Source organism: Duncaniella muricolitica (assembly GCF_910574735.1).
In the GTDB taxonomy this organism is placed as follows: Bacteria; Bacteroidota; Bacteroidia; order Bacteroidales; family Muribaculaceae; genus Duncaniella; species Duncaniella muricolitica.
Window position 1 is genome coordinate 16,597 of the sequence record NZ_CAJTCF010000028.1, and the last position, 19,178, is coordinate 35,774.

A 19,178-nucleotide genomic window follows, 5' to 3' on the forward strand; every position below is an offset into this window, starting at 1 on the left:
AAACGGCAGAATAGACAATCGGTAATAACCTGAAAGACAAAAGTCTCAAAAGTAGCTACTTTTGAGACTTTTGTCTTTCAGGTTATTTTGTTTGCCGATTTATCGACAGTACTTGGCGAAATTTACGTTGCGCATATCGCCCGAGGCAAGAAATTCGGTGTGGAACGACAGTGATGCCTCAAGAGTGTGGGGGGTCTGGCCACCGCGGGTCGACAACTTGAGATAGTCGCGAAGCAGTTCGCGATACATAGGATGTGCGCAGTTGTCAATGATTACGTGGGCTCTCTGTACGGGGTCAAGTCCGCGCAGGTCGGCTATACCCTGATCGGTCACGATGATGTCTACCGAGTGTTCGGTGTGGTCCACGTGTGACACCATGGGGACGATATTGGAGATTTTGCCCTCTTTGGTCACGGACGGGCAAGAGAATATCGACACATAGGCATTGCGGGTGAAGTCGCCCGAGCCTCCGATGCCATTCATCATGCGTGTGCCTGTGACATGGGTCGAGTTGATGTTGCCGAAGATGTCAGCCTCGAGAGCTGTGTTCATGGCGATGACGCCGAGTCGGCGTATCACCTCGGGATTGTTGGATATTTCCACGGGGCGTATCACCAAATGCTCCTTGAAGAAGTCGATGTTGCTGATTACCTCATCTTCTACCTCGTTGCTCACTGTGAGAGAGCTTGTTGAGCCAAATTTGCATCGGCCATTTTTCATGAGGTCAATGACGGCATCCTGTATCACTTCAGTGTACATTTCAAACGGAGGTATCTCCTTTGCGTCGGCAAGTCCGTAGAGCACGGCGTTGGCCACATTGCCTACACCCGACTGTATGGGCAGGAACGACGAGGGGATGCGGCCTGCCTTGATTTCGCCGATAAGGAAGCGACACACGTTGGCTCCGATCATCTTGGTGGTCTCGTCAAGCGGGGTGAAAGGCTTCACGCCCTCGTAGCTGTCGCTCATTACTACGCCTACAATCTTCTCAGGGTCTATTTTGAGCACGGGTGATCCGATGCGGTCGCTGGGCTTGTAGATAGGTATTTCACGGCGGCAAGGCGGATCAAGGGGCATATATATGTCGTGCAGACCGTAGAGTGAGTGGCGGAGCTTCTCATTGAGCTCGATAATTACGCGCTTGGCCATCTTGGCTATGGTGGGGACATTGCCCACGCCTGTGCCTACCACGGCAGTGCCGTCATCCTTGATGTCACACACCTCGATTATTGCGATGTCGATGTCGCCTATCTGGCCGTAGCGCAGCTTCTGGGCGGTCTCTGAGAGATGGAGGTCAAAGTAATGGGCGTCGTGCGAATTGATGCGTTTGCGCAGGTCGGGATGATTCTGATAGGGGGTGCGTCGGCCTATGGCGTTGGCTCGGGCGAGCATGCCGTCACATAAGTCGGATGTCGAGGCTCCTGTGACGATGTTGATTTTGAAAGGTTCTCCCTGCTCGTGGAGCCGCTCGGCCTTGGCGGCGATGGCTTGTGTGACCATCTTGGGTGCTCCGGGAGCGGTAAAGCCGGAGAATCCGCAGTTGCAGTCGTTGTAAAAGAGGTCGGCTGCCTCTTCAGGAGTGAGAATAGGAAATCTCATTTTGATAGTCGGTTTATGCTTTAGTTGAATTCTATATTCGTTAATATTTGATAGTCAGAATTTGCGCTCAAGTATCTGCGTGTCGAGTATCGCTTTGCGCCAGCGGTCATAGTGAGCCTGTCGTTCGGCCAGCTCCTGTTGTGACACCTTTGAGGTCTGAGGAGTCTCCTGATTGTTGTCGAGCTCTTCTACCTGCATCGGAGTGTCGTTGGCCGGAAGATTAGTGAGCGGCTGGTAGGAGTGAGCAGGGGCTGGGATAACTGAGACGGCCGGAGCCGGCTTGGGTGCTTTGGGTTTGCGTGGCTCGTGTTGCATGCGGGCCGGCTGCTGCATGGCCCGGTCGGTGCTCCACGGTGCATTGCATGGAGCCGGGCGTGATGTGCGGGCTGGCGGATGCTGCTCGCTCTCTGACGGCGCGGCCTTTTTCTTGACCCACTCATAAGCGGCTCCGACAGCGACAATCACTATCCATATTATTATTGTCTCCATTTGCGAAAAAATGTGTAACTTTGTGCTACTTTTGCGCAAAGTTACTTAATGTTGCGCTATTACACAAATAAATTATGGGACAAAACCGCACATTATACATAGAAACCTACGGCTGTCAGATGAATGTAGCTGACAGTGAAGTAGTGGCTTCGGTGATGGCTACGGTCGGTTATGACATGACCGACAATCTTGACGAGGCTGATGCCGTGTTGCTCAACACCTGCTCCATACGCGACAATGCCGAGCAGAAGATTTTGTCGCGCCTGGCATTCCTTGCCTCGCTGCGCCGCAAGCGTCCGAAAAGCAGTCAGCGACTCATTATCGGAGTGATAGGCTGTATGGCCGAGCGTGTCAAAGAGGATCTGGTGGCTAATCATGGCGTTGATCTTGTGGCCGGGCCTGATTCATATCTCGACCTGCCCGCACTGTTTGCCTCGGTCGAGGCCGGTGAGAAGGCTGTCAACGTAACTTTGAGCACAAGCGAGACCTATCGCGACATTATTCCCGCCCGCATCACGGGAAATATCGTGTCGGGATTTATCAGTATAATGCGCGGATGCAATAATTTCTGCTCCTATTGTATTGTGCCCTATACCCGCGGGCGAGAGCGTTCACGCGAGCCTCAGAGCATACTTGCCGAGCTTGCCGACCTCAGAGCACGGGGATTTAGGGAGGCAACCCTCCTGGGACAGAATGTCAACAGTTACAGCTATACCGGTCCTGACGGAGTGACGGTCAATTTTCCGGCTCTTCTTGCGATGGTGGCCGAGGCCGCTCCCGATATGCGCATACGTTTTACCACCTCCCATCCCAAGGATATGAGCGACGAGACTATTGATGTCATTGCCGCTCATCCCAATATCTGCCGTCACATTCACCTGCCCGTGCAGTCGGGCAGTGATAGCGTGCTCAAGGCGATGAACCGAAAATACACACGTGAATGGTATCTTGGCCGCATCGCGGCAATACGTTCCCGCATACCCGACTGCGGCATATCTTCCGACCTCTTTACGGGATTTCACGATGAGACGGAGGAGGATTTTGAGCAGACTCTCTCGCTTATGAGAGAGGTGGGTTTTGATTCGTCGTTCATGTTCAAGTATTCCGAGCGGCCGGGCACGCTTGCCTCGCGCACAATGCCCGACAATGTGCCGGAGGAAGTGAAGATTGAGCGTCTTAACCGCATGATAGCTCTGCAAAATGAACTCTCGCTCGCAAGCAATCTTCGTGATGTCGGCCACACGTTCGAAGTGCTCGTCGAGGGCGTGTCAAAGAGATCCAAAGAGCAGATGGTGGGCCGCAGCTCGCAAAACAAGACCTTTGTGTTCCCGCGTGGCAACTGTCGTGTGGGCGACACCGTGCGTGTCAAGGCCGTGTCGGCGTCATCGGCCACGCTTATCGGAGAGTTGGTTGAGTAAATCGCCGTTGTGGCTGCCTGTGACGGCTCTGCCGGTGCAAAAACGCTGTCACGCTGTAACTTTTATGCGTCCGGTGTTGTTAAAAGTGTAGGAGCACGCGTTTCATTACTCCTGACTTTTCTTCACAAGGCGAACCATTAAAGTATGTAGATGTTATGGATTACAAGTCGCTGCTGTTTAATATAGATATTCAGTCGGGTAACACCCCGGCCCCCGGAGCACTGTTGGTCTCCGAGCCTTTTCTGCGAGAGGATTATTTCAGCCATTCGGTTATCGCGCTCATAGAGTATGAGCCCGGAGGCGGTGCTATGGGCGTAGTGCTTAACAATGGTTCGGACTACACGTTGCAGGAACTTGTTGAGGGCGTCGAGCGTAAGGAACCTATTCCTGTCTATTGCGGAGGCCCGGTGGGGAGTGACCGTTTGTATTTCATACATACCCTCGGCGACATCATCCCGGGCACACAACCTCTTGGCGACGGGTTGTGGGTAGGCGGTGACTTTGAGCCGATGCTCTCGATAGTCAACGATGGTTATGAACTGGAGGGTAATATTCGTTTCTTCCTCGGATATAGCGGCTGGAGCGGATCTCAGCTTGAGGAAGAACTTGCCCGTAACGTCTGGGCTGTGTCGCCTCTGACCGGCTCGCCTCACGATATGCTGCGGGGTGCCGGTGATGCCTATTGGCACAGGGCTGTCAGAGCTCTCGGTGATGATTTCAGAGGGTGGCTGTATCATCCGCAAAATCCGATGGTGAATTGATTTTGCAGTCGTTTTTTTAGAGATGTGTATAATATTTTACACATCTTTGCGTTTCATAATAGTGTGTTTGGCTGCAAACGCGCTCTTATGAAATGCATACGTGAAATTTTTATGAAACTCAAATTCATTACCGGCTGTCTGCTCTCGGCTATGCTTCTTGCTTCGTGCTCATCGTCCAAGACCACGTTACCATATTTCACCGATTTATCATCAGTTAAAGAGGGTACACTCCCCAAGTCAGACTACCTTCCTACTATAGAGCCTGATGACGAATTGTATATCACGGTCAATTCAGTCAACCCTTCTGCAACAGCTATATATAATCTGCCGTTGGCCAATCCTGCATATAAATGGGGCATGGAGTCGACACGCAATGACAAGCAGATGACCTATATAGTATCGTCAAAAGGTGATATAAACTTCCCCGTACTCGGCACCATTCATGTGGCCGGAATGACCACCGAACAGCTTCGTGACGACTTGATAAAGAGGCTGAGCAAAGATGTTGAGGACCCTATGGTGTATGTCGGTCTTGTGAATTTCAAGGTTAATGTGGCCGGAGAAGTGAAAAATCCCGGACAGATAGCTCTTACCGGCAACCGGTGCTCGATACTTGACGCACTTACGGCTGCCGGTGACCTCACGGAGTATGGCGAACGAAGCAATGTGCTTGTGATACGCGAGGAGAATGGTGAGCGTCGTTTCGCGCATCTCAATCTCAATTCGTCCGACGTGCTGACCTCGCCCTACTACTACGTAAAGCAGAATGACTATATTTATGTAGAGCCCAATGCTATACGCCAGTCCAACTCGAAGTATAACCAGAACAATGCGTTCAAACTCTCGGTAATATCCACTATCGTGAGTGCGTCTTCGGTGATAGCTTCGCTCGTAATCGCTCTTACTGTAAAGTGATCTGTTGAGAATATAACCCGGAAAACACAATATATTTTATAATAAGTATCATGGCAAACGCCCGTCCGAAGGCTGAATATTTAGATATAATGGGCCTGTTGCGCTCATACGCCTCAAAATGGTATTATTTTGTAATATCCATATTCCTGTGTCTTGTGTTGGGATTTCTATACACGCGCATGCATAGCCGGAATATGGCTGTTAGAGCCAATATTCTTATATCACAGGATGATGACGGACCTTTCGGCGCATCGTCAGCCAAAGGAAAAAACAATGGTATAGGCGCGCTGTTTGGCTCAAATGCCAATGTGCAGGATGAGGTGTTTGTAATCTCTTCCCACTCGCTTTATCGCAATGTGGTCAAAGCGTTGGGCATCAACAAGACACACTATGTGCGTACGGGCTTCTTGAAGTCTGCGCTCTCATATCCCGACTTTCCTATTGATGTCGAGGCTCAGGGTATAGCCGACACACTTCGCACAACACTTGTCTTTAAGGTTAAAACTGATGAAAGCGGCATTGCAGACATCAGTGTGAAGGCAAAAAAAGAGACTATTGCCGACATAAGCGGAGTGAAGCTCCCGACGGTTGTCAAGACTGACTATGGCGATTTTACCGTCAAGGCCACTGAATCATATCCCAAAGGCAAAAAGGTGAAAAGCGTTATCTCTTTTGCCGGCTATGAGTCAGGTGCTGAGATGCTTACCGATCAGGTCGAGGCCAGCCTGGCAAGTAAAAAGAGCAATGTCATAACACTTGCATTCGACACACCCAATCCCGTCTATGGCAGCGCGATACTCAACGAGATTCTCGAAAAGTATAACGAGCGCGGTATATACGAAAAAAATCTTCAGGGCCAGAAGACTGCGACATTCCTTGAGGACCGCATACGTCTGATGGGGCATGACCTTGATGATGCAGAGTCGGCCATACAGCGTTATAAGGAGGCCAACGGTATTACAGATATTCAGGCCGAGGCCGCTTACCGCAGTTCCAAGAAGAGCACTCTTGAAAATAATATCGTGGCTCTTGAGACGGAGCTGGAACTCCTGCAACTCACACGCGATTTCTTTACAGATTCGATACTTAATACCGAACTGGTGCCTACCACCGTGTCGACGGCTTCTGTTCAACATGGTATTTCTGCGTATAATTCCCTGGTAATGGAACGTATCGAGTTGCTCAATAATGCCAAGGCTGACAACTATGCGTTACGCAAAATTGAAAATCGCATGGACATGACCCGTCGCAACATTCTTGCAACGACCGACCGGGCCATTGATGCCTCGCGTGTGAGACTGAAAGACCTCATCTCGCAGCAGGGCGACAATAGATCCAAACTTGGCCGTATACCCACGCAGGAACGTGAGTATGTCAATATGAAGCGTCAGCAGGAGATGAAGCAGGAGATTTATCTCTTTCTTCTCCAGCGTCAGGAGGAGAATGCCATGCTGCTGGCCAACTCTATTCCCAAGGGTAAGATTGTCGATGAGGCATACGTGTTGAGCGAGCCGCTTGGTGCGTCAAACAAAATGATACTTATCGTATTCTTTTTGATAGGTATCATATTGCCTCCGATATATTTATACTTACGTAAACTCATACTCAACAAAGCCGAGTCGCGTGAGGAAGTGGAGCGTCACATCTCTGCTCCGGTGCTTGGCGAAATGTGCACTGACCATTCCGGCCGCAGTCTTGTGGTTACAGAGCATGACACGTCATCGGCTACAGAGCTTTTCCGTCTGTTGCGCTCCAATCTCCAGTTTCTGCTTGGCGGTTCGGGCGACAAGATTGTGCTCATGACTTCTACCAAATCGGGCGAGGGCAAATCGTTTATCGCGATAAACCTCGCAGCATCGCTCGCACTTCAGCATGGTAAGAAAGTGCTGCTTGTCGGCATGGATATTCGCAACCCGCAGATCGGCAACTATCTTGGCATTAATCCCAAATGGGGCCTTACCAACTATCTGTCAGCGGGAAATCTCGCTCTGTCCGACATTATCAGCCATGTTGAAGGCACTTCATCGCTCGACGTGATTGTCGCCGGTCCGATTCCGCCTAATCCTGCCGAACTGCTTATGAGCGACGCTGTCGACAAGTTGTTTGAACAGTTGCGTCCCATGTATGACTATATAATTGTTGACACCGCACCTGTAGGTATGGTCAGTGACACCTTTACTCTCGACCGTATCGCCGATGCCTCTATCTATGTGACACGTATCAATTACAGCACGCTCGACGACTTGAAGTTTGTCGAGTCGATCTATGAGGACAAGCGTCTCAAAAAACTATCGGTTGTAATCAATGGCACCCACAGCAAGAAAGGCTACGGTTACGGCTACTCAGCCAAGAAGTGACCGCATGTCGCTGTTGGATAGATAGTGTAATATTTTTACATCTGTAGGTCTCGCCGTCTGATGGTAGATAGATACAAACTCATGACAGGAATCCTCTTCACAGCCCTGTGGATACAGCTGTGTTGGGGATTCGTGTGTACTGACCTGATTACCGCGCTTGAGCCGACACGCAGTTATGTCAACATGCTTTGTGATCTGGCTTATGTAGTATTGGGTGTGTCGACAATTAAGAATCGTCGCGATACGATAGTGCTTGTCTCATTCTGTGCTATTGGCGGATTGTCGGCATTTGTTAATCATCAGGGTTGTATAGAGTTTGTTAATGGATGCCGCGATTTTGTCGGCTTGTTGTTTGCAGCCCCGATAATTCGATATATGCTGATTTCAAATGACTCGGAACGATTTGTCAAGTCATTTGATAAAATGTTGTATATTTTTCTATGGCTTCAGGTGCCCTGTCTTGTCAGCCAGTTCATTCGATTTGGTGCAGGTGATGCGGGCGGCGGTTCGCTTGGTAAATTTGCATCTGGCCAGGTATCGACATTGATTTATATAATATCATTCTATCTCATCAATAAAGAGTGGAATGAGAATAAATCTTATTTTCAGAATCTTTGGGCCAATCGTGTATATGTGTTCCTGCTGTTCCCGACTTTCTTGAACGAGACGAAGATAAGCGTATTATATTTTATGTTTTACTTCGTCTTGTTAATTGTAATCGATAAGAAGGTTATCGGGAAATTGATTTTTGCATTGCCGTTGTCATTGGTGCTGTTTTGCGTTGCCGGTTATATCTATCTTGTGGCAATAGATGTGCAGAGCGATCATTTCGATTCAGAATATTTTACGGAATATTTAATCGGTGATGACATAGATCATCTTATGGAGTTGGCCGAGTTAGTACAGGATGAAGTCATTGAGACAGATAATCTGTGGGTTGTCGATTTGCCGCGTTATGGTCGCTTTGTCGCTGTCCCCGAAATTCTTAGCTCGTCTACAGGAGGCGGAATGCTGTTGGGTGCAGGAGTCGGCCAGTTTAAGGGTGGTCAGGTATTGTCGACGTCAGAGTTTGCATCCAAATATCAATGGTTTCTCCAGGGGTCTTCAATCATGTTCTTTTTTATAGTGATTCAGTTGGGCTTGATCGGGCTTATATGGATGATGTATGATTTGATGTCGATACTGTTTACGTCGGACAAACATGTGCGTGCCAATAATATAAAACTTTATATGCTGTTGGTGACAACGCTGATTCTTGTATATAATGACCAGTATAGAAGTTTTTATATATGCATGATAATGTTTTATATCTGTCTGAGAGGTTTGCAGCCAATGGCTGAAGATGAACAAAAGAGAATCAAATCGTAGAGCCGCATATCAAATGAAGCCAGTCGTTTCGGTTATTATTCCTGTATATAACGTAGAGCAATATCTTGATACGTGCTTACAAAGCATCAGAAATCAGTCGTTGAGGGATATTGAAATAATTTTGGTCGATGATGGCTCTCCTGACAGGTGCCCGGAAATGTGCGATAATTATGCTCGGACAGACTCACGTATAAGGGTTGTCCATAAAGAAAATGCAGGCTTGGGATATGCCCGTAATACAGGCCTGGATTATGCTTGCGGACAATGGGTATGTTTTGTTGACTCAGATGATTGCTTGGCATTGAACGCCTTAAAGACATGTGTCGACATTGCGGAGTGCGCAGGTGTGGACCAGGTGCGATACCTTCTGAAACGTTGTGGCGAACATATACATGGCCATGCTGTTGAGACGAAGGGTGGAAATGAATATCAGGTTTTAGATAAATTCCCTGAAAAAGCAATGCCGATGCTTGCTGAGACAATGGCTGTGTCGGAGCTTGCGACTGACAGGATTTTGGCCAATGCAAGTGCTTGTGCAGGATTATATAGGCGAGATGCCATAATCAGGAGCGGAGTCAGATTTCATTCTGAACGTGAATTGATAAGTGAAGACTATGTGTTTAATATAGAATTTGCTGCCAAAAGCGGGGCTATAGCATATACATCTTATCCGTTCTATTTTTATCGAGACAACCACATGTCGCTGAGTAAGATGTATAAGGCTGACAGAATTGAGCGCAGTGTTGTGTTTAGTAGATTCTTAAGAACCAGACTTTCGGAGCTTGGCTATCCGGATGCCGAGCTGATAGCAGTCGGCAATATGATAGGCAATCTGCGTTCACATTTACGTCACATATATGCTTCTGATTTCAGTCAGGCGGAAAAGCGTCGGCTTCACTCTCTGGCTGTAAATCATCCATATATAAGTCAGATTGCAGAGACGGGTGAGTATAGGCAATTGTCACTGTTGCAGCGGATGGCGTTCAGATTCCGGAAATCATATGTCGTTTCTCGTGTATTGAATGAAGGACGTGATTGGATCAGACGATTGATACATCGCTAACATTATTGTATCAGAATGTCACTCCGAGCGAAAGCGTGGCCATGTTGAGTCCATGCACGAGAGTGTCTTTCTTGTCGCCATAGAATGTCATGGCGTTGTAGGTGTATGACAGTGTTATGTAGGACGCGAAGGTTTTGCCTGTGGCCAGATATATTCCGGCTCCTGGCTGAAGAAACAGGTTGGTGCGGTCAGGCACGTCGGTGGCTTGGTTTAATGCAACTCCTGCTCTCATTTCGGCAAAAAACAGTTTGGGTTTCTCGGCAAACGAAGAACGTATCATACCATATATTGGAAATGAGCGGCATGAATTGGACATCATCATGTCGATTCCGAGTCCGACTCCGGCAAAGTTAATCCAGGATGTACGGTAGCCTATGAGTGCCGCGAGATTGAGGGTCGACATGTTATCGCCTCCCATGTCTATTCCCGATCCGACTTCCACTCCCCAGGTGAATCCATGTTGCGGGGTATTGTCGTTGGTCTGTGCATTGGCTGAAAGGAGAGACAGAAATGTGATGATTGATATGGCGGTTCTTTTCATTATATATAATGCTGACAGATTGGAGAAGGAGAGAGGAGGGCAGATGCTTTAACCGAACTCTATGCTTCGTCTGTTTTCAGATGGAGCGAGGCCCAGCGATCAAGCACAGTGTGGTCGGCATATTTTAGCCCCAATGTCTCGGCCGTTTTCATTATTACGGGTATGTCCTCTTCATAAAATCCGCTCAAAACCACCGATGCGCCGGGTGACAACGTGTCGGCATAGGCTGCAAGGTCTGCGGTTATGATATTGCGATTGATATTGGCTATAAAGAGGTCGATGTCGCGTATTGTTGCAAGAGTTGATGCGTCACCATGGTGCAGGGCAATGTGTGAGGCATTGTTGAGTTTTACGTTCTCTTTTGCGTTCTCATAGGCAAACTCATCAATCTCCACGGCGTCGATTCTGGCGGCACCGCGCATGTCGGCAAGTATGGCGAGAATGCCGGTTCCGGTGCCCATGTCTACAACCTTTCTGCCTGTGAGGTCCATTGCAAGCAGACGACGCAGTATCAGAGTCGTTGTTGCGTGATGGCCGGTCCCGAAAGCCATTTTAGGGTCGATGAGTATATCATACTTGCATGCCGGCACATCTTTGTGAAATGACGAATGTATTGCACAAAGATTATCGATTACGATAGGCTTGAAGTAGTTTTTCTCCCATTCGGCATTCCAGTCCTGTCCCTCTACGACTGAATGAGACGGTGATATCGCAGTGTCCATCGGAAATTCGCGTATCACATGGTCAAGAGCCATTGGGCTGAAGTCTTCTTTTCTGATATATGCGGTCAGACCGGTGCTGTCCGGTACAAAACTTTCATAATCGGCCTCTGCAAGCATGGCTGCGAGAATGTCGGTGTGGGTTTCGGTGCAAGGGTTGAGGTCGAGGCGTACTTCGGTATAATCGTTCATGTTGATTGCAAGAATACAGGTGATACTATTATGATTGTGATGGGAACGTGGAGATTATATTATAGCCGGTATTATTTACCTTTTATGGCTCGGGTTACTCTGAACAGTTTGCGTCCTACACGCCATGTGAGCAGCGCGATGTCGATGTAACTGAACGCTCCGAGCATTTTGCCGAGCATTCCTTTCGACACGCCCGGTTTGAGCCCGTTTTTTTGCATGTCACGAGCGCGGGCAGTGAGACGTTCGCGGTTTAGTTCCATACGGGCCGCTGTGTAAGCGCGGGCATAGCGGATTTCTTCAAGGGTGTATCCCTTCCACTCTTCGGTATTGTGTGGCAGTTGTTTGGCGTTCGACATGATTACTTAAGAAACAAGTGGGAGATAAAGCGGGCTATGGGATCGATTATAAGTTGTCGGCGCAACAATATGGCAGCGGCAAGTATCATGGCATATATTCCCGCCATAATCATGCATGCGCCAAACAGTCCTGTACTCTTTGCCAGCAGGAGCATGAGCCCGAGTGAAATCAGAAATATTATTATCGAAGCCAATGCGAAACATACAAGAGCGAGACCTATCATAGACAGGAGTACGGTAAGTTTTTCGGTGGCGGTGAGTTTGGCGTAATCAAAGTTAAGCTTGAGGGTTTCTTTGATTTCTAACCAGATGCTTGATATCTGATCGCGTATTTCCGGCATAGTGAGTTAATTATGGTGGAATATGTGATGGGGGTAGTGGAACAGACATATTGTCAATAACACGTCAGGGGCACGAGGATATGAGCCGGCGTGCCCCTGACGATGTATTTATGTCGAGTAGATTGGGACTGGCTTATTTCAGTCGTCAATCTGAGTTGTCAGTTGCTCAACGAGTGCGTCGATTTCGTTGTCGGAGCACAGAATGCCTTTCTTACGGAGAAGTTCAGCGATACGTGTGCGTACGTCTTCGCCTTTCTCGGGAGCAAAGAGAATTGCGGCTCCGGCTCCGACGATTGCGCCACCGATGAAAGCATAGAGTGTAGATAAGTTTGACATAATGCAGTGGATTGTATTGTGGTGTTAATCTTTTCTGATATTATTTCCCGAGTTCGTCGGCAATTTCGTCGGCGAGTTCCTCAAGTTTGCTCTTCTGGAGCTTGATGCCCTTGCTCTCGAGATATTTTACGATGTTTTTACGGGTATTTTCTCCTTTCTCGGGAGCGAGAAGAAGACCTACTGTGGCACCGGCGATGGCACCTCCTAATACTGCGAGCACAATGTTTAAAGCTTTCATAATTTTGTTATTTTATATTTGGCCACATTAGCGACCGAAGTTAGTTGTCATGACTTATCAACGTCCGTGTCGTCAAAAAGGTTTACGCCTTTGTGACACAAATGTGATTTTTTGTGCCTCTAAGTTACTAACAAAATCTCGTCTTGGCAAACTCTATGGGGAAAAATATTAAAATTGGATGTTCGCGATGGATTTACAGGTGTATTCACAATGCCAATCTATAGATGACGGGTGGGGTATGTCAGGCTTGTGCGAAAAGCAGGTTGTTAGCGGGTGGGGAGGGTGGAGGTGAGTTGTTCGATGCGAGGGAGGAGGGGGGTGTCGGCATCGTTGATTATCAGGCGGACGAGAGGATGGGGGGTGGCGGGGGTGTAGGAGTCCTGGGTGGTAATCCGTGACATTACAGCCTCGCGTGTGAGGCCGTTGCGTTTCATTACGCGCTCAATGCGCAGGTCAAGCGGGGCGTCGACAGTCCATACTTCATCGACCATGGTGTCCATGCCGCTCTGATAAAGGATTGCTGTCTCGACAAAACATACGGTGCCGGGCTGATTTTCGGCCCATGACGCGAAATGCTCTCGCACGGCACCATGTACGATGGAGTTGAGAATGGCAAGTTTTTCTTTGTCCTCAAACACTATTGATGCGAGCATGGCGCGGTCGATCAGGCCATCTTTTATGCATGCACGGTGGATGTCGGCTGATATGGCAGCCTTGATTTCGTCGCTGCTGTCCATGAGTTGCCGTGCCCGGGCGTCACAGTCATAGACGGGATAGCCCATTGCCGTGACTATGCGGCTTACGACACTTTTTCCGCTGCCGATGCCTCCGTTGATGGCTATGATGTAGGGACGATTGACGGTCATTCGGCGTCTTCGATTATGTATTCGACACTTTCGGGTGAGAACGATACGCTGTGATATATGCTCGGAATCATCGAGAGAGTCACGGGTATCTTGTTGCCGGGATTTTTTACATCGGCATATTCGACAAATGCCTTGAGGGGATATTCGTCATTATACGCGCTCATCGGTACGAGGTATGATACTTCGACCTTGGAGGGGAATGTGACCAGGTGCTTTCCGGCGGGTACACCCTGCGGTTCGATGACAGCCATGCGTTTACGGGCGATGAGGGGCTCGACCGGTACAGTCACAGTCACCTTGTCGGGCACTATTCGCACTCCGGCTATCGGTTTGACCTTGACTTCATAGCGGGCTGTGTCCTTGAGCCCGGACTTGACTATCGGCTCGGTGCTTACCATCTTGAGCGAATGAGGGATGTCGTTGACCGAATATAGGGTCACTGAGTCGACATCGGCGTAAGGGGTGCCCGAGACAATGTATTGCAGGTTGGGGTGAATGTCGGTCTGGACGATGAGTTTCACCCTAACGCCCGGTTGTGAGGTGTAGGGTATGCGCAGGGAGTCAGGACGACACGATACAATCTCGACGCCAGGTCCGAAGTAGTCGCGAAGTTTGGTGTCCATGCGGGCGGCGGGCAGGAGCAGGGAGCCGTCCGAAGCATTGTCGGCCCATTTGAATTTTACGGGAGACATTTTACCCCACAAAAATCTTATGAGGTGGGAGTCTTTGCCCTTGACGCTGACGGCCAATGAGGCGGGGGGCTGACCTATGAGAGTGACGCTGTCGGGTATCTCGCTGATTTCGACGGGGACGTCAAAGTCGCGCTGCATCTCGGTGTCGAGAGACATGAATACCCAAAACACGAAGGCTACAGCCACAAACATAAGGTATGTAAGCACATCCTTCCCTCGGCTTGAGCGAAGGGCTGTGCTTACACGCTGTATGATATATCTGACTTTATCCTTCATGTGGATGCGGAGTCTTGGCCGGGATTATTTGTTGTCGGCCTGGGCGTCCTGTGCAGCCTGCTGTGCAGAGGGGTATACCGAGCCTTTGTCAATGGTTATGCGGACGTCCTTGGCAATTTCGAGATCGAAAGTGTTGTCGCCAACCGAGCGTACTTTGCCGTAGATGCCTCCGGCGGTGACTACGCGGTCGCCGGCTTTGATGCCTTCGCGGAATTTCTTGATTTCGTTCTGCTTTTTCTGCTGCGGACGAATCATGAACAGGTAGAAGATGGCAATGAGCACTACGATCATCAGGATGTTGGCCCATCCTGTGCCTTGGGCCTGGAGAAGAATGTTGTTAAGCATATCGGGTTGTGGTTTGTTGATTTTTACCGAAGTTAATTATTAGTATAAACGTTTGTTCAGCTCTTAAAGATTTTGTTTTCCTCTTTGAGATATTTGACTACCGAGTAAAGAATGCCGTTGATAAACGAACCGCTGCGCGGGGTCGAGTAGTGGTTGGCAATCTCGATGTACTCATTGAGGGAGACAGCCAGCGGGATGGCGGGATAGTCGATAATCTCGGTGATTGCGGCTACCATTATTACGATGTCCATGAATGCGAGACGGTCGGCGTCCCAGCGGGCTGTGTTGACAAATTTTTCGATGAGCTCCTTGTATTCGTCGCAATGCTTGATGGCACTCGAGAGCATGTCGGCACCGAAGTGGCTGTCCTCTTCGTCCTTGTACATAGGCATGATGGCCGAAGTGGCGGAGTCCTCGTCTGTGGCTATGGCGATGCGTCGTATGGTTTTCAGGACGAATGTGCCCATTTCCTGAAGGTCGTCGTTCCAATAGATGGATTTCGATTCGAGGGCCTCGGCCAGAGTGTCGGACGGGAGGATGACATTCTTGTAGAGTGTGCGCCAGAGTGCAGCGTCTTCTTCGAGGGTTTTCTCACCGGGTGAGGCCATGTAGTCGAGATAGGCATCCGACTGAAGCACTTCGTTGAGCAGCGTGCTTGTCATGGTGTCCTGAGCCACCCATGAGACTTTGTTGTTCTCGATGTATTCGTTGAACCGGGGATTGGATATGAGGGCCTGGATGTATTTGTTCTCGACAAATCGCATGTCGGGGTGCAGGTCGGCATCGGTGGGATAGAATTTGTGCTTGGCGTTGTCGAGGCGCAGGGCCTGTTCGTTGGTCAGCTCTATGCCGAGCTGGAGCAGGCTGTAGTAGAGCTCGTAAGCTTTTTCCATGGCATGGTCGAGCGAGTTGCGGGCGTGAATTACCAACGAGCGGTTGTCGCCATAGTTGCCGAGGGTGGATTTGAGAGAGGCTATGCCGCGCTCGAATCCGGCCATGGTGAAGTCGGGGTTGCGACGAGCGATGGCCATGAACTCGGCGTTTTGAGCAAAGATGTTCTCGACAATCGAGAGCCACAATGTCACTTCGTCATGCAGGGTAGGGGTCTTGATTTTTGCGAAGCTCTTGTAGGCGGGCAGCTCGGCTATGGCACGGTAAAGTGTCGGTATCACTGAGTCGAACGCCTCGGGCTTGGCGCGCTCCTTAATTATAATGTCTCGAATCTCAAAGTTGGAGTTTAGCGATTTGGCAAGCAGGCTCTGATGAATGTGCTTGTTGAGGGACAGGCCGCGCAGAGGAGACTCGCGACGACCGTTGGATACATCAATGCCCGAGAGTTCAAGCACGAGCATCAGCAGGTCGAGATATAGCGCATAGCCATACTTTTTGTCACGTGAAGGGTTTTCTACTTGAGCTTCTATGCGAAACTCATTCTGCGACAACAGGTAGGAGTAGAGTAGCTGAACTACCTTTATACGTATCAAAACTCGATTTATCATAATTTTAAAGAGCTATTTCTTGAAATACGCTGCAAAGTTACAAAAAATCCCCAATACATGCGCTATGCCGGGGCGAAATAATTTTTTGCAGGCGGCGACTTTGGTCGCGTAGCCGGGTGTGGAGTGGTGTGCAGTATGTCAACGGTCGCTTACCGTGCGGTTTAGCTTTGGGCTGCGGAGCACGGTGTACCGCTAAAGTGGGTGGGGCGGGACGGATGGGCCGGATGGGGCTTGTGGTGTTGATGGGGGGAGTGTGGCCAGCAGGCGGGTGAGGGTGGCCATGTCGGGGATGGTGATGATTGTGACGGGCGGCGGGTCGGCGGGCTGTGGCTGCGGGGCTGCGTGGCAGTCGGAGATGCCGGGGGCGTGGTGTGGGGCTGCCGGGGCCTGAAGGTGGATGATGAGGAAGCCTGAGGCGTCGAGGATGGGGAAGAGTGCTGAACAGAGTCGCCTGAAGTTGCGCGGGTCGCGCAGGAGGGGTGAGTAGGTTTTGGCTTGGTGGGCGTTGAGGAGCATCATGAAGGCGGGGGTGGTGCCTCGGATGTGGTCGGCCTGTCGGTAGGTGATGTGGCGGAGCCTTTTGTTGCGTGTGATGCGGGCTGGTCGCGAGGGGGTGCAGAGTATGGCTGTGGCTCCCGGGGGTGATGTGGCGAGCCTGTAGTCGAGGTAGCTGCGCAGGATGGCTGTGGTGTCGTGGCCGGGTCGGTCGATGATCATGACGGGTTGGGGGCGGCTGCGGCGGTTTTGCTCAAGACGGGATATGACGCTTCGCTCGGCGGGGGTGAGTGCCCTGCCGAGGTGGCGTGAGAAGCCGTGACACCAGATGTCGGGTATGCGTGGCTTGCGTGGCTGATGGGTGGTGATGAGCCTCCTTGCGTGCATGTCTGCTTTTTTGTAGGCAAAGGTAGTAAGAATGGGGACGCAAGGGGTGCGGTAATGCCGCGCGCTGTGGGCCGAGCTGAAGCTCGGAGGCGGGGACAAAGCTTCGCGGCCGGGAAGGGAGAGGGCAATGGGGCTAATGGGTGGGGTTGGGCTTCGCGCTTCCGCGCTCACACTTTTTCAAAAGGGTGGCGGGGATGGGAGGGGGTGGGGTGGACGGGGCTGAGTCGGGCTGATGGCTGAATCGGGCGATTTTTGGTGAAAAAAGTGGCGTGGGGATTTGGGGGAATGGGGGATTATTGCTACCTTTGCACCGCCATTACGAATACAGGCGTCCTACCAACGTCAATTAAATGATTCGTTAACAATTTAACCGCAATACTAAAATGAAAGCAGACATCCATCCCTCCAACTACCGTGAAGTAGTATTCAAGGACATGTCAAACGATGAGATCTTCATCACTCGTTCCACTGTAGCCACCCGCGAGGAAATCGAGGTTGACGGTGTTACCTATCCTCTGGTGAAACTTGAAATCACCAGCTCGTCACACCCCTTCTTCACCGGCAAGCAGAAGCTCGTCGATACCGCAGGTCGTGTGGACAAGTTCATGAGCCGTTACGGCAACCGCAACAAGAAGAAGTAATCTCAGCGTCAAGAGATACAAGCGGACAAAAGACACAAAAGAAGCGGAGGTCCCGGATAGAACCGGCCCGATGTTTCTTTTGTGTCTTTTTTGCAGTGGGTATTTTTTTCGCTATCTTTGTAGAAAATTTCAATCCGAACAGTTATTTATGTCCGATAATTCACTTTTAGCACGACTGGATGGCATCGAGGCGCGTTTTGAGGAGGTAAGCACTCTGATTACCGACCCTGCCGTAATCCAGGATATGAAGCGTTATGTCCGTCTGACCAAAGAGTATAAAGACCTTGAAAAACTTACGGCCGTCACTCGCCGTTACCGCACTCTGCTCGGAAATATCGAGGAGGCGCGTGAGGTGCTCGGCTCGGAGTCAGACGCCGAGTTGCGTCAGATGGCCAAGGATGAGCTTGACGAGGCTACGGATGCTCTGCCCGCGCTTGAGGAGGAGATTAAGCTCCTGCTTGTGCCGGCTGACCCGGAGGATTCGAAGAATGTGGTGCTTGAGATTCGTGGCGGAACAGGCGGTGACGAAGCTGCCATATTTGCCGGAGACCTTTTCAAGATGTATTCCAAGTATTGCGAGTCGAAGGGATGGTCGGTAGCTGTGACGAGCTGTAGCGAGGGAGCCGCGGGCGGATATAAGGAAATCGTGGTGAGCGTTACTGGCGACAATGTGTATGGCACGATGAAATATGAGTCGGGCGTGCACCGTGTGCAGCGTGTGCCGGCCACTGAGACCCAGGGCCGTGTGCATACTTCAGCGGCTACGGTAGCTGTGTTGCCCGAGGCCGAGGCCTTTGACGTGGAAATCAACGAGGGCGAAATCAAGTGGGATACATTCCGTTCGGGCGGAGCCGGCGGCCAGAATGTCAACAAGGTAGAGTCGGGCGTGCGTCTGCGCTACATGTGGCGCAATCCCAATACGGGCGAGACCGAGGAGATACTTATAGAGTGTACGGAGACCCGCGATCAGCCCAAGAACAAGGAGCGTGCTCTGAGCCGTCTGCGCACGTTCATATATGACAAGGAGCATCAGAAGTATATCGACGATATAGCCTCGCGCCGCAAGACTATGGTGTCGACGGGTGACCGTTCGGCCAAGATACGTACCTACAACTATCCGCAGGGCCGTATCACAGACCACCGTATCAATTATACCATATATAATCTGCAGGCATTTATGGACGGGGACATACAGGATGTCATCGACCAGCTCACCATTGCCGAGAATGCCGAGAAACTCAAGGCAGCCGAACTTTAGCAGGCAATTCTATCCCGCCTATTACT

21 protein-coding genes are annotated in these 19,178 nt (G+C 50.3%); 8 read left to right on the forward strand and 13 right to left on the reverse strand.

Going from position 1 to position 19,178, the window contains the following annotated elements; translation table 11 throughout:
- Positions 1–99: 99 nt before the first annotated feature.
- Positions 100–1,599 carry a butyryl-CoA:acetate CoA transferase gene (locus QGT73_RS07720; RefSeq protein WP_123617917.1) on the reverse strand — a complete coding sequence of 500 codons (1,500 nt, stop codon included), beginning with the start codon at positions 1,597–1,599 and terminating at the stop codon, positions 100–102.
- Positions 1,600–1,653: 54 nt separating this feature from the next.
- A complete protein-coding gene (locus QGT73_RS07725) occupies positions 1,654–2,088 on the reverse strand; it encodes a hypothetical protein (protein WP_280122068.1) in 435 nt (144 codons plus the stop codon).
- 74 nt (positions 2,089–2,162) lie between these two features.
- On the opposite strand from QGT73_RS07725, the gene miaB reads away from it, so the two are divergent.
- The 6 genes from miaB (at position 2,163) to QGT73_RS07755 (ending at position 9,970) form a co-directional block, all read left to right on the forward strand.
- On the forward strand, positions 2,163–3,506 hold the full coding sequence (gene miaB, locus QGT73_RS07730) for a tRNA (N6-isopentenyl adenosine(37)-C2)-methylthiotransferase MiaB (protein WP_280122069.1): 1,344 nt from the start codon (positions 2,163–2,165) through the stop codon (positions 3,504–3,506).
- 155 nt (positions 3,507–3,661) lie between these two features.
- A complete protein-coding gene (locus QGT73_RS07735) occupies positions 3,662–4,267 on the forward strand; it encodes a YqgE/AlgH family protein (RefSeq protein WP_280122070.1) in 606 nt (201 codons plus the stop codon).
- 111 nt (positions 4,268–4,378) lie between these two features.
- Entirely contained in the window at positions 4,379–5,182 is an 804-nt protein-coding gene (locus tag QGT73_RS07740) for a polysaccharide biosynthesis/export family protein (protein WP_280122071.1), read from the forward strand.
- A gap of 50 nt (positions 5,183–5,232) precedes the next feature.
- Positions 5,233–7,539, forward strand: coding sequence for an exopolysaccharide transport family protein (locus QGT73_RS07745; protein ID WP_280122072.1), 2,307 nt, complete (start codon positions 5,233–5,235; stop codon positions 7,537–7,539).
- 81 nt (positions 7,540–7,620) lie between these two features.
- Positions 7,621–8,907 (forward strand): hypothetical protein, encoded by a 1,287-nt coding sequence (locus QGT73_RS07750; RefSeq protein WP_280122073.1) that lies wholly within the window; start codon positions 7,621–7,623, stop codon positions 8,905–8,907.
- Positions 8,882–9,970, forward strand: coding sequence for a glycosyltransferase (locus tag QGT73_RS07755; protein WP_280122074.1), 1,089 nt, complete (start codon positions 8,882–8,884; stop codon positions 9,968–9,970). Before QGT73_RS07750 ends, QGT73_RS07755 begins: the two co-directional genes overlap by 26 nt.
- Before the next feature lie 10 nt (positions 9,971–9,980).
- On the opposite strand, the gene QGT73_RS07760 is transcribed toward QGT73_RS07755, so the two are convergent.
- The 11 genes from QGT73_RS07760 to QGT73_RS07810 all read right to left on the reverse strand — a co-directional run bounded on the left by QGT73_RS07760 (position 9,981) and on the right by QGT73_RS07810 (position 17,253).
- A complete protein-coding gene (locus QGT73_RS07760) occupies positions 9,981–10,511 on the reverse strand; it encodes a hypothetical protein (RefSeq protein ID WP_280122075.1) in 531 nt (176 codons plus the stop codon).
- 59 nt (positions 10,512–10,570) lie between these two features.
- The gene (gene prmA / locus QGT73_RS07765) at positions 10,571–11,422 is read right to left on the reverse strand and encodes a 50S ribosomal protein L11 methyltransferase (protein WP_280122076.1); all 852 of its coding nucleotides are present in this window, start codon (positions 11,420–11,422) and stop codon (positions 10,571–10,573) included.
- A 71-nt stretch (positions 11,423–11,493) separates the two neighbouring features.
- Positions 11,494–11,778 carry a hypothetical protein gene (locus QGT73_RS07770; RefSeq protein ID WP_280122077.1) on the reverse strand — a complete coding sequence of 95 codons (285 nt, stop codon included), beginning with the start codon at positions 11,776–11,778 and terminating at the stop codon, positions 11,494–11,496.
- Positions 11,779–11,780: 2 nt separating this feature from the next.
- Positions 11,781–12,119 (reverse strand): hypothetical protein, encoded by a 339-nt coding sequence (locus tag QGT73_RS07775; RefSeq protein WP_280122078.1) that lies wholly within the window; start codon positions 12,117–12,119, stop codon positions 11,781–11,783.
- 138 nt (positions 12,120–12,257) lie between these two features.
- The gene (locus QGT73_RS07780; RefSeq protein ID WP_123617905.1) at positions 12,258–12,455 is read right to left on the reverse strand and encodes a YtxH domain-containing protein; all 198 of its coding nucleotides are present in this window, start codon (positions 12,453–12,455) and stop codon (positions 12,258–12,260) included.
- 40 nt (positions 12,456–12,495) lie between these two features.
- Positions 12,496–12,693 carry a YtxH domain-containing protein gene (locus tag QGT73_RS07785; protein WP_123617904.1) on the reverse strand — a complete coding sequence of 66 codons (198 nt, stop codon included), beginning with the start codon at positions 12,691–12,693 and terminating at the stop codon, positions 12,496–12,498.
- A 266-nt stretch (positions 12,694–12,959) separates the two neighbouring features.
- On the reverse strand, positions 12,960–13,559 hold the full coding sequence (coaE, locus tag QGT73_RS07790; RefSeq protein ID WP_280122079.1) for a dephospho-CoA kinase: 600 nt from the start codon (positions 13,557–13,559) through the stop codon (positions 12,960–12,962).
- Positions 13,556–14,527, reverse strand: a complete 972-nt coding sequence (locus QGT73_RS07795; RefSeq protein ID WP_280122080.1) for a YbbR-like domain-containing protein — start codon at positions 14,525–14,527, stop codon at positions 13,556–13,558. Before QGT73_RS07795 ends, coaE begins: the two co-directional genes overlap by 4 nt.
- Before the next feature lie 24 nt (positions 14,528–14,551).
- Complete coding sequence (yajC, locus tag QGT73_RS07800; RefSeq protein WP_280122081.1) at positions 14,552–14,872, reverse strand: preprotein translocase subunit YajC; 321 nt, start codon at positions 14,870–14,872, stop codon at positions 14,552–14,554.
- A 56-nt stretch (positions 14,873–14,928) separates the two neighbouring features.
- Positions 14,929–16,371 carry a transcription antitermination factor NusB gene (locus QGT73_RS07805; RefSeq protein ID WP_280122082.1) on the reverse strand — a complete coding sequence of 481 codons (1,443 nt, stop codon included), beginning with the start codon at positions 16,369–16,371 and terminating at the stop codon, positions 14,929–14,931.
- 192 nt (positions 16,372–16,563) lie between these two features.
- Positions 16,564–17,253, reverse strand: a complete 690-nt coding sequence (locus QGT73_RS07810) for a hypothetical protein (protein ID WP_280122083.1) — start codon at positions 17,251–17,253, stop codon at positions 16,564–16,566.
- Between the two features lie 383 nt (positions 17,254–17,636).
- On the opposite strand from QGT73_RS07810, the gene QGT73_RS07815 reads away from it, so the two are divergent.
- Entirely contained in the window at positions 17,637–17,894 is a 258-nt protein-coding gene (locus QGT73_RS07815; protein ID WP_123618519.1) for a type B 50S ribosomal protein L31, read from the forward strand.
- A 148-nt stretch (positions 17,895–18,042) separates the two neighbouring features.
- Positions 18,043–19,152 (forward strand): peptide chain release factor 1, encoded by a 1,110-nt coding sequence (gene prfA, locus QGT73_RS07820; protein ID WP_123618520.1) that lies wholly within the window; start codon positions 18,043–18,045, stop codon positions 19,150–19,152.
- Positions 19,153–19,178: the final 26 nt, after the last annotated feature.

What these genes read in the sequence shown, in the direction of transcription:
- yajC (WP_280122081.1), bottom strand. Translation starts at nt 14,872, where the DNA reads ATGCTTAACAACATTCTTCTCCAGGCCCAAGGCACAGGATGGGCCAAC.
- QGT73_RS07775 (WP_280122078.1), bottom strand. Translation starts at nt 12,119, where the DNA reads ATGCCGGAAATACGCGATCAGATATCAAGCATCTGGTTAGAAATCAAA.
- QGT73_RS07785 (WP_123617904.1), bottom strand. Translation starts at nt 12,693, where the DNA reads ATGAAAGCTTTAAACATTGTGCTCGCAGTATTAGGAGGTGCCATCGCC.
- QGT73_RS07720 (WP_123617917.1), bottom strand. Translation starts at nt 1,599, where the DNA reads ATGAGATTTCCTATTCTCACTCCTGAAGAGGCAGCCGACCTCTTTTAC.
- QGT73_RS07810 (WP_280122083.1), bottom strand. Translation starts at nt 17,253, where the DNA reads ATGCACGCAAGGAGGCTCATCACCACCCATCAGCCACGCAAGCCACGC.
- QGT73_RS07805 (WP_280122082.1), bottom strand. Translation starts at nt 16,371, where the DNA reads ATGATAAATCGAGTTTTGATACGTATAAAGGTAGTTCAGCTACTCTAC.
- QGT73_RS07755 (WP_280122074.1), top strand. Translation starts at nt 8,882, where the DNA reads ATGAACAAAAGAGAATCAAATCGTAGAGCCGCATATCAAATGAAGCCA.
- QGT73_RS07770 (WP_280122077.1), bottom strand. Translation starts at nt 11,778, where the DNA reads ATGTCGAACGCCAAACAACTGCCACACAATACCGAAGAGTGGAAGGGA.
- QGT73_RS07725 (WP_280122068.1), bottom strand. Translation starts at nt 2,088, where the DNA reads ATGGAGACAATAATAATATGGATAGTGATTGTCGCTGTCGGAGCCGCT.
- QGT73_RS07735 (WP_280122070.1), top strand. Translation starts at nt 3,662, where the DNA reads ATGGATTACAAGTCGCTGCTGTTTAATATAGATATTCAGTCGGGTAAC.
- QGT73_RS07760 (WP_280122075.1), bottom strand. Translation starts at nt 10,511, where the DNA reads ATGAAAAGAACCGCCATATCAATCATCACATTTCTGTCTCTCCTTTCA.
- QGT73_RS07745 (WP_280122072.1), top strand. Translation starts at nt 5,233, where the DNA reads ATGGCAAACGCCCGTCCGAAGGCTGAATATTTAGATATAATGGGCCTG.
- miaB (WP_280122069.1), top strand. Translation starts at nt 2,163, where the DNA reads ATGGGACAAAACCGCACATTATACATAGAAACCTACGGCTGTCAGATG.
- prfA (WP_123618520.1), top strand. Translation starts at nt 18,043, where the DNA reads ATGTCCGATAATTCACTTTTAGCACGACTGGATGGCATCGAGGCGCGT.
- coaE (WP_280122079.1), bottom strand. Translation starts at nt 13,559, where the DNA reads ATGACCGTCAATCGTCCCTACATCATAGCCATCAACGGAGGCATCGGC.
- QGT73_RS07815 (WP_123618519.1), top strand. Translation starts at nt 17,637, where the DNA reads ATGAAAGCAGACATCCATCCCTCCAACTACCGTGAAGTAGTATTCAAG.
- QGT73_RS07780 (WP_123617905.1), bottom strand. Translation starts at nt 12,455, where the DNA reads ATGTCAAACTTATCTACACTCTATGCTTTCATCGGTGGCGCAATCGTC.
- QGT73_RS07795 (WP_280122080.1), bottom strand. Translation starts at nt 14,527, where the DNA reads ATGAAGGATAAAGTCAGATATATCATACAGCGTGTAAGCACAGCCCTT.
- prmA (WP_280122076.1), bottom strand. Translation starts at nt 11,422, where the DNA reads ATGAACGATTATACCGAAGTACGCCTCGACCTCAACCCTTGCACCGAA.
- QGT73_RS07740 (WP_280122071.1), top strand. Translation starts at nt 4,379, where the DNA reads ATGAAACTCAAATTCATTACCGGCTGTCTGCTCTCGGCTATGCTTCTT.
- QGT73_RS07750 (WP_280122073.1), top strand. Translation starts at nt 7,621, where the DNA reads ATGACAGGAATCCTCTTCACAGCCCTGTGGATACAGCTGTGTTGGGGA.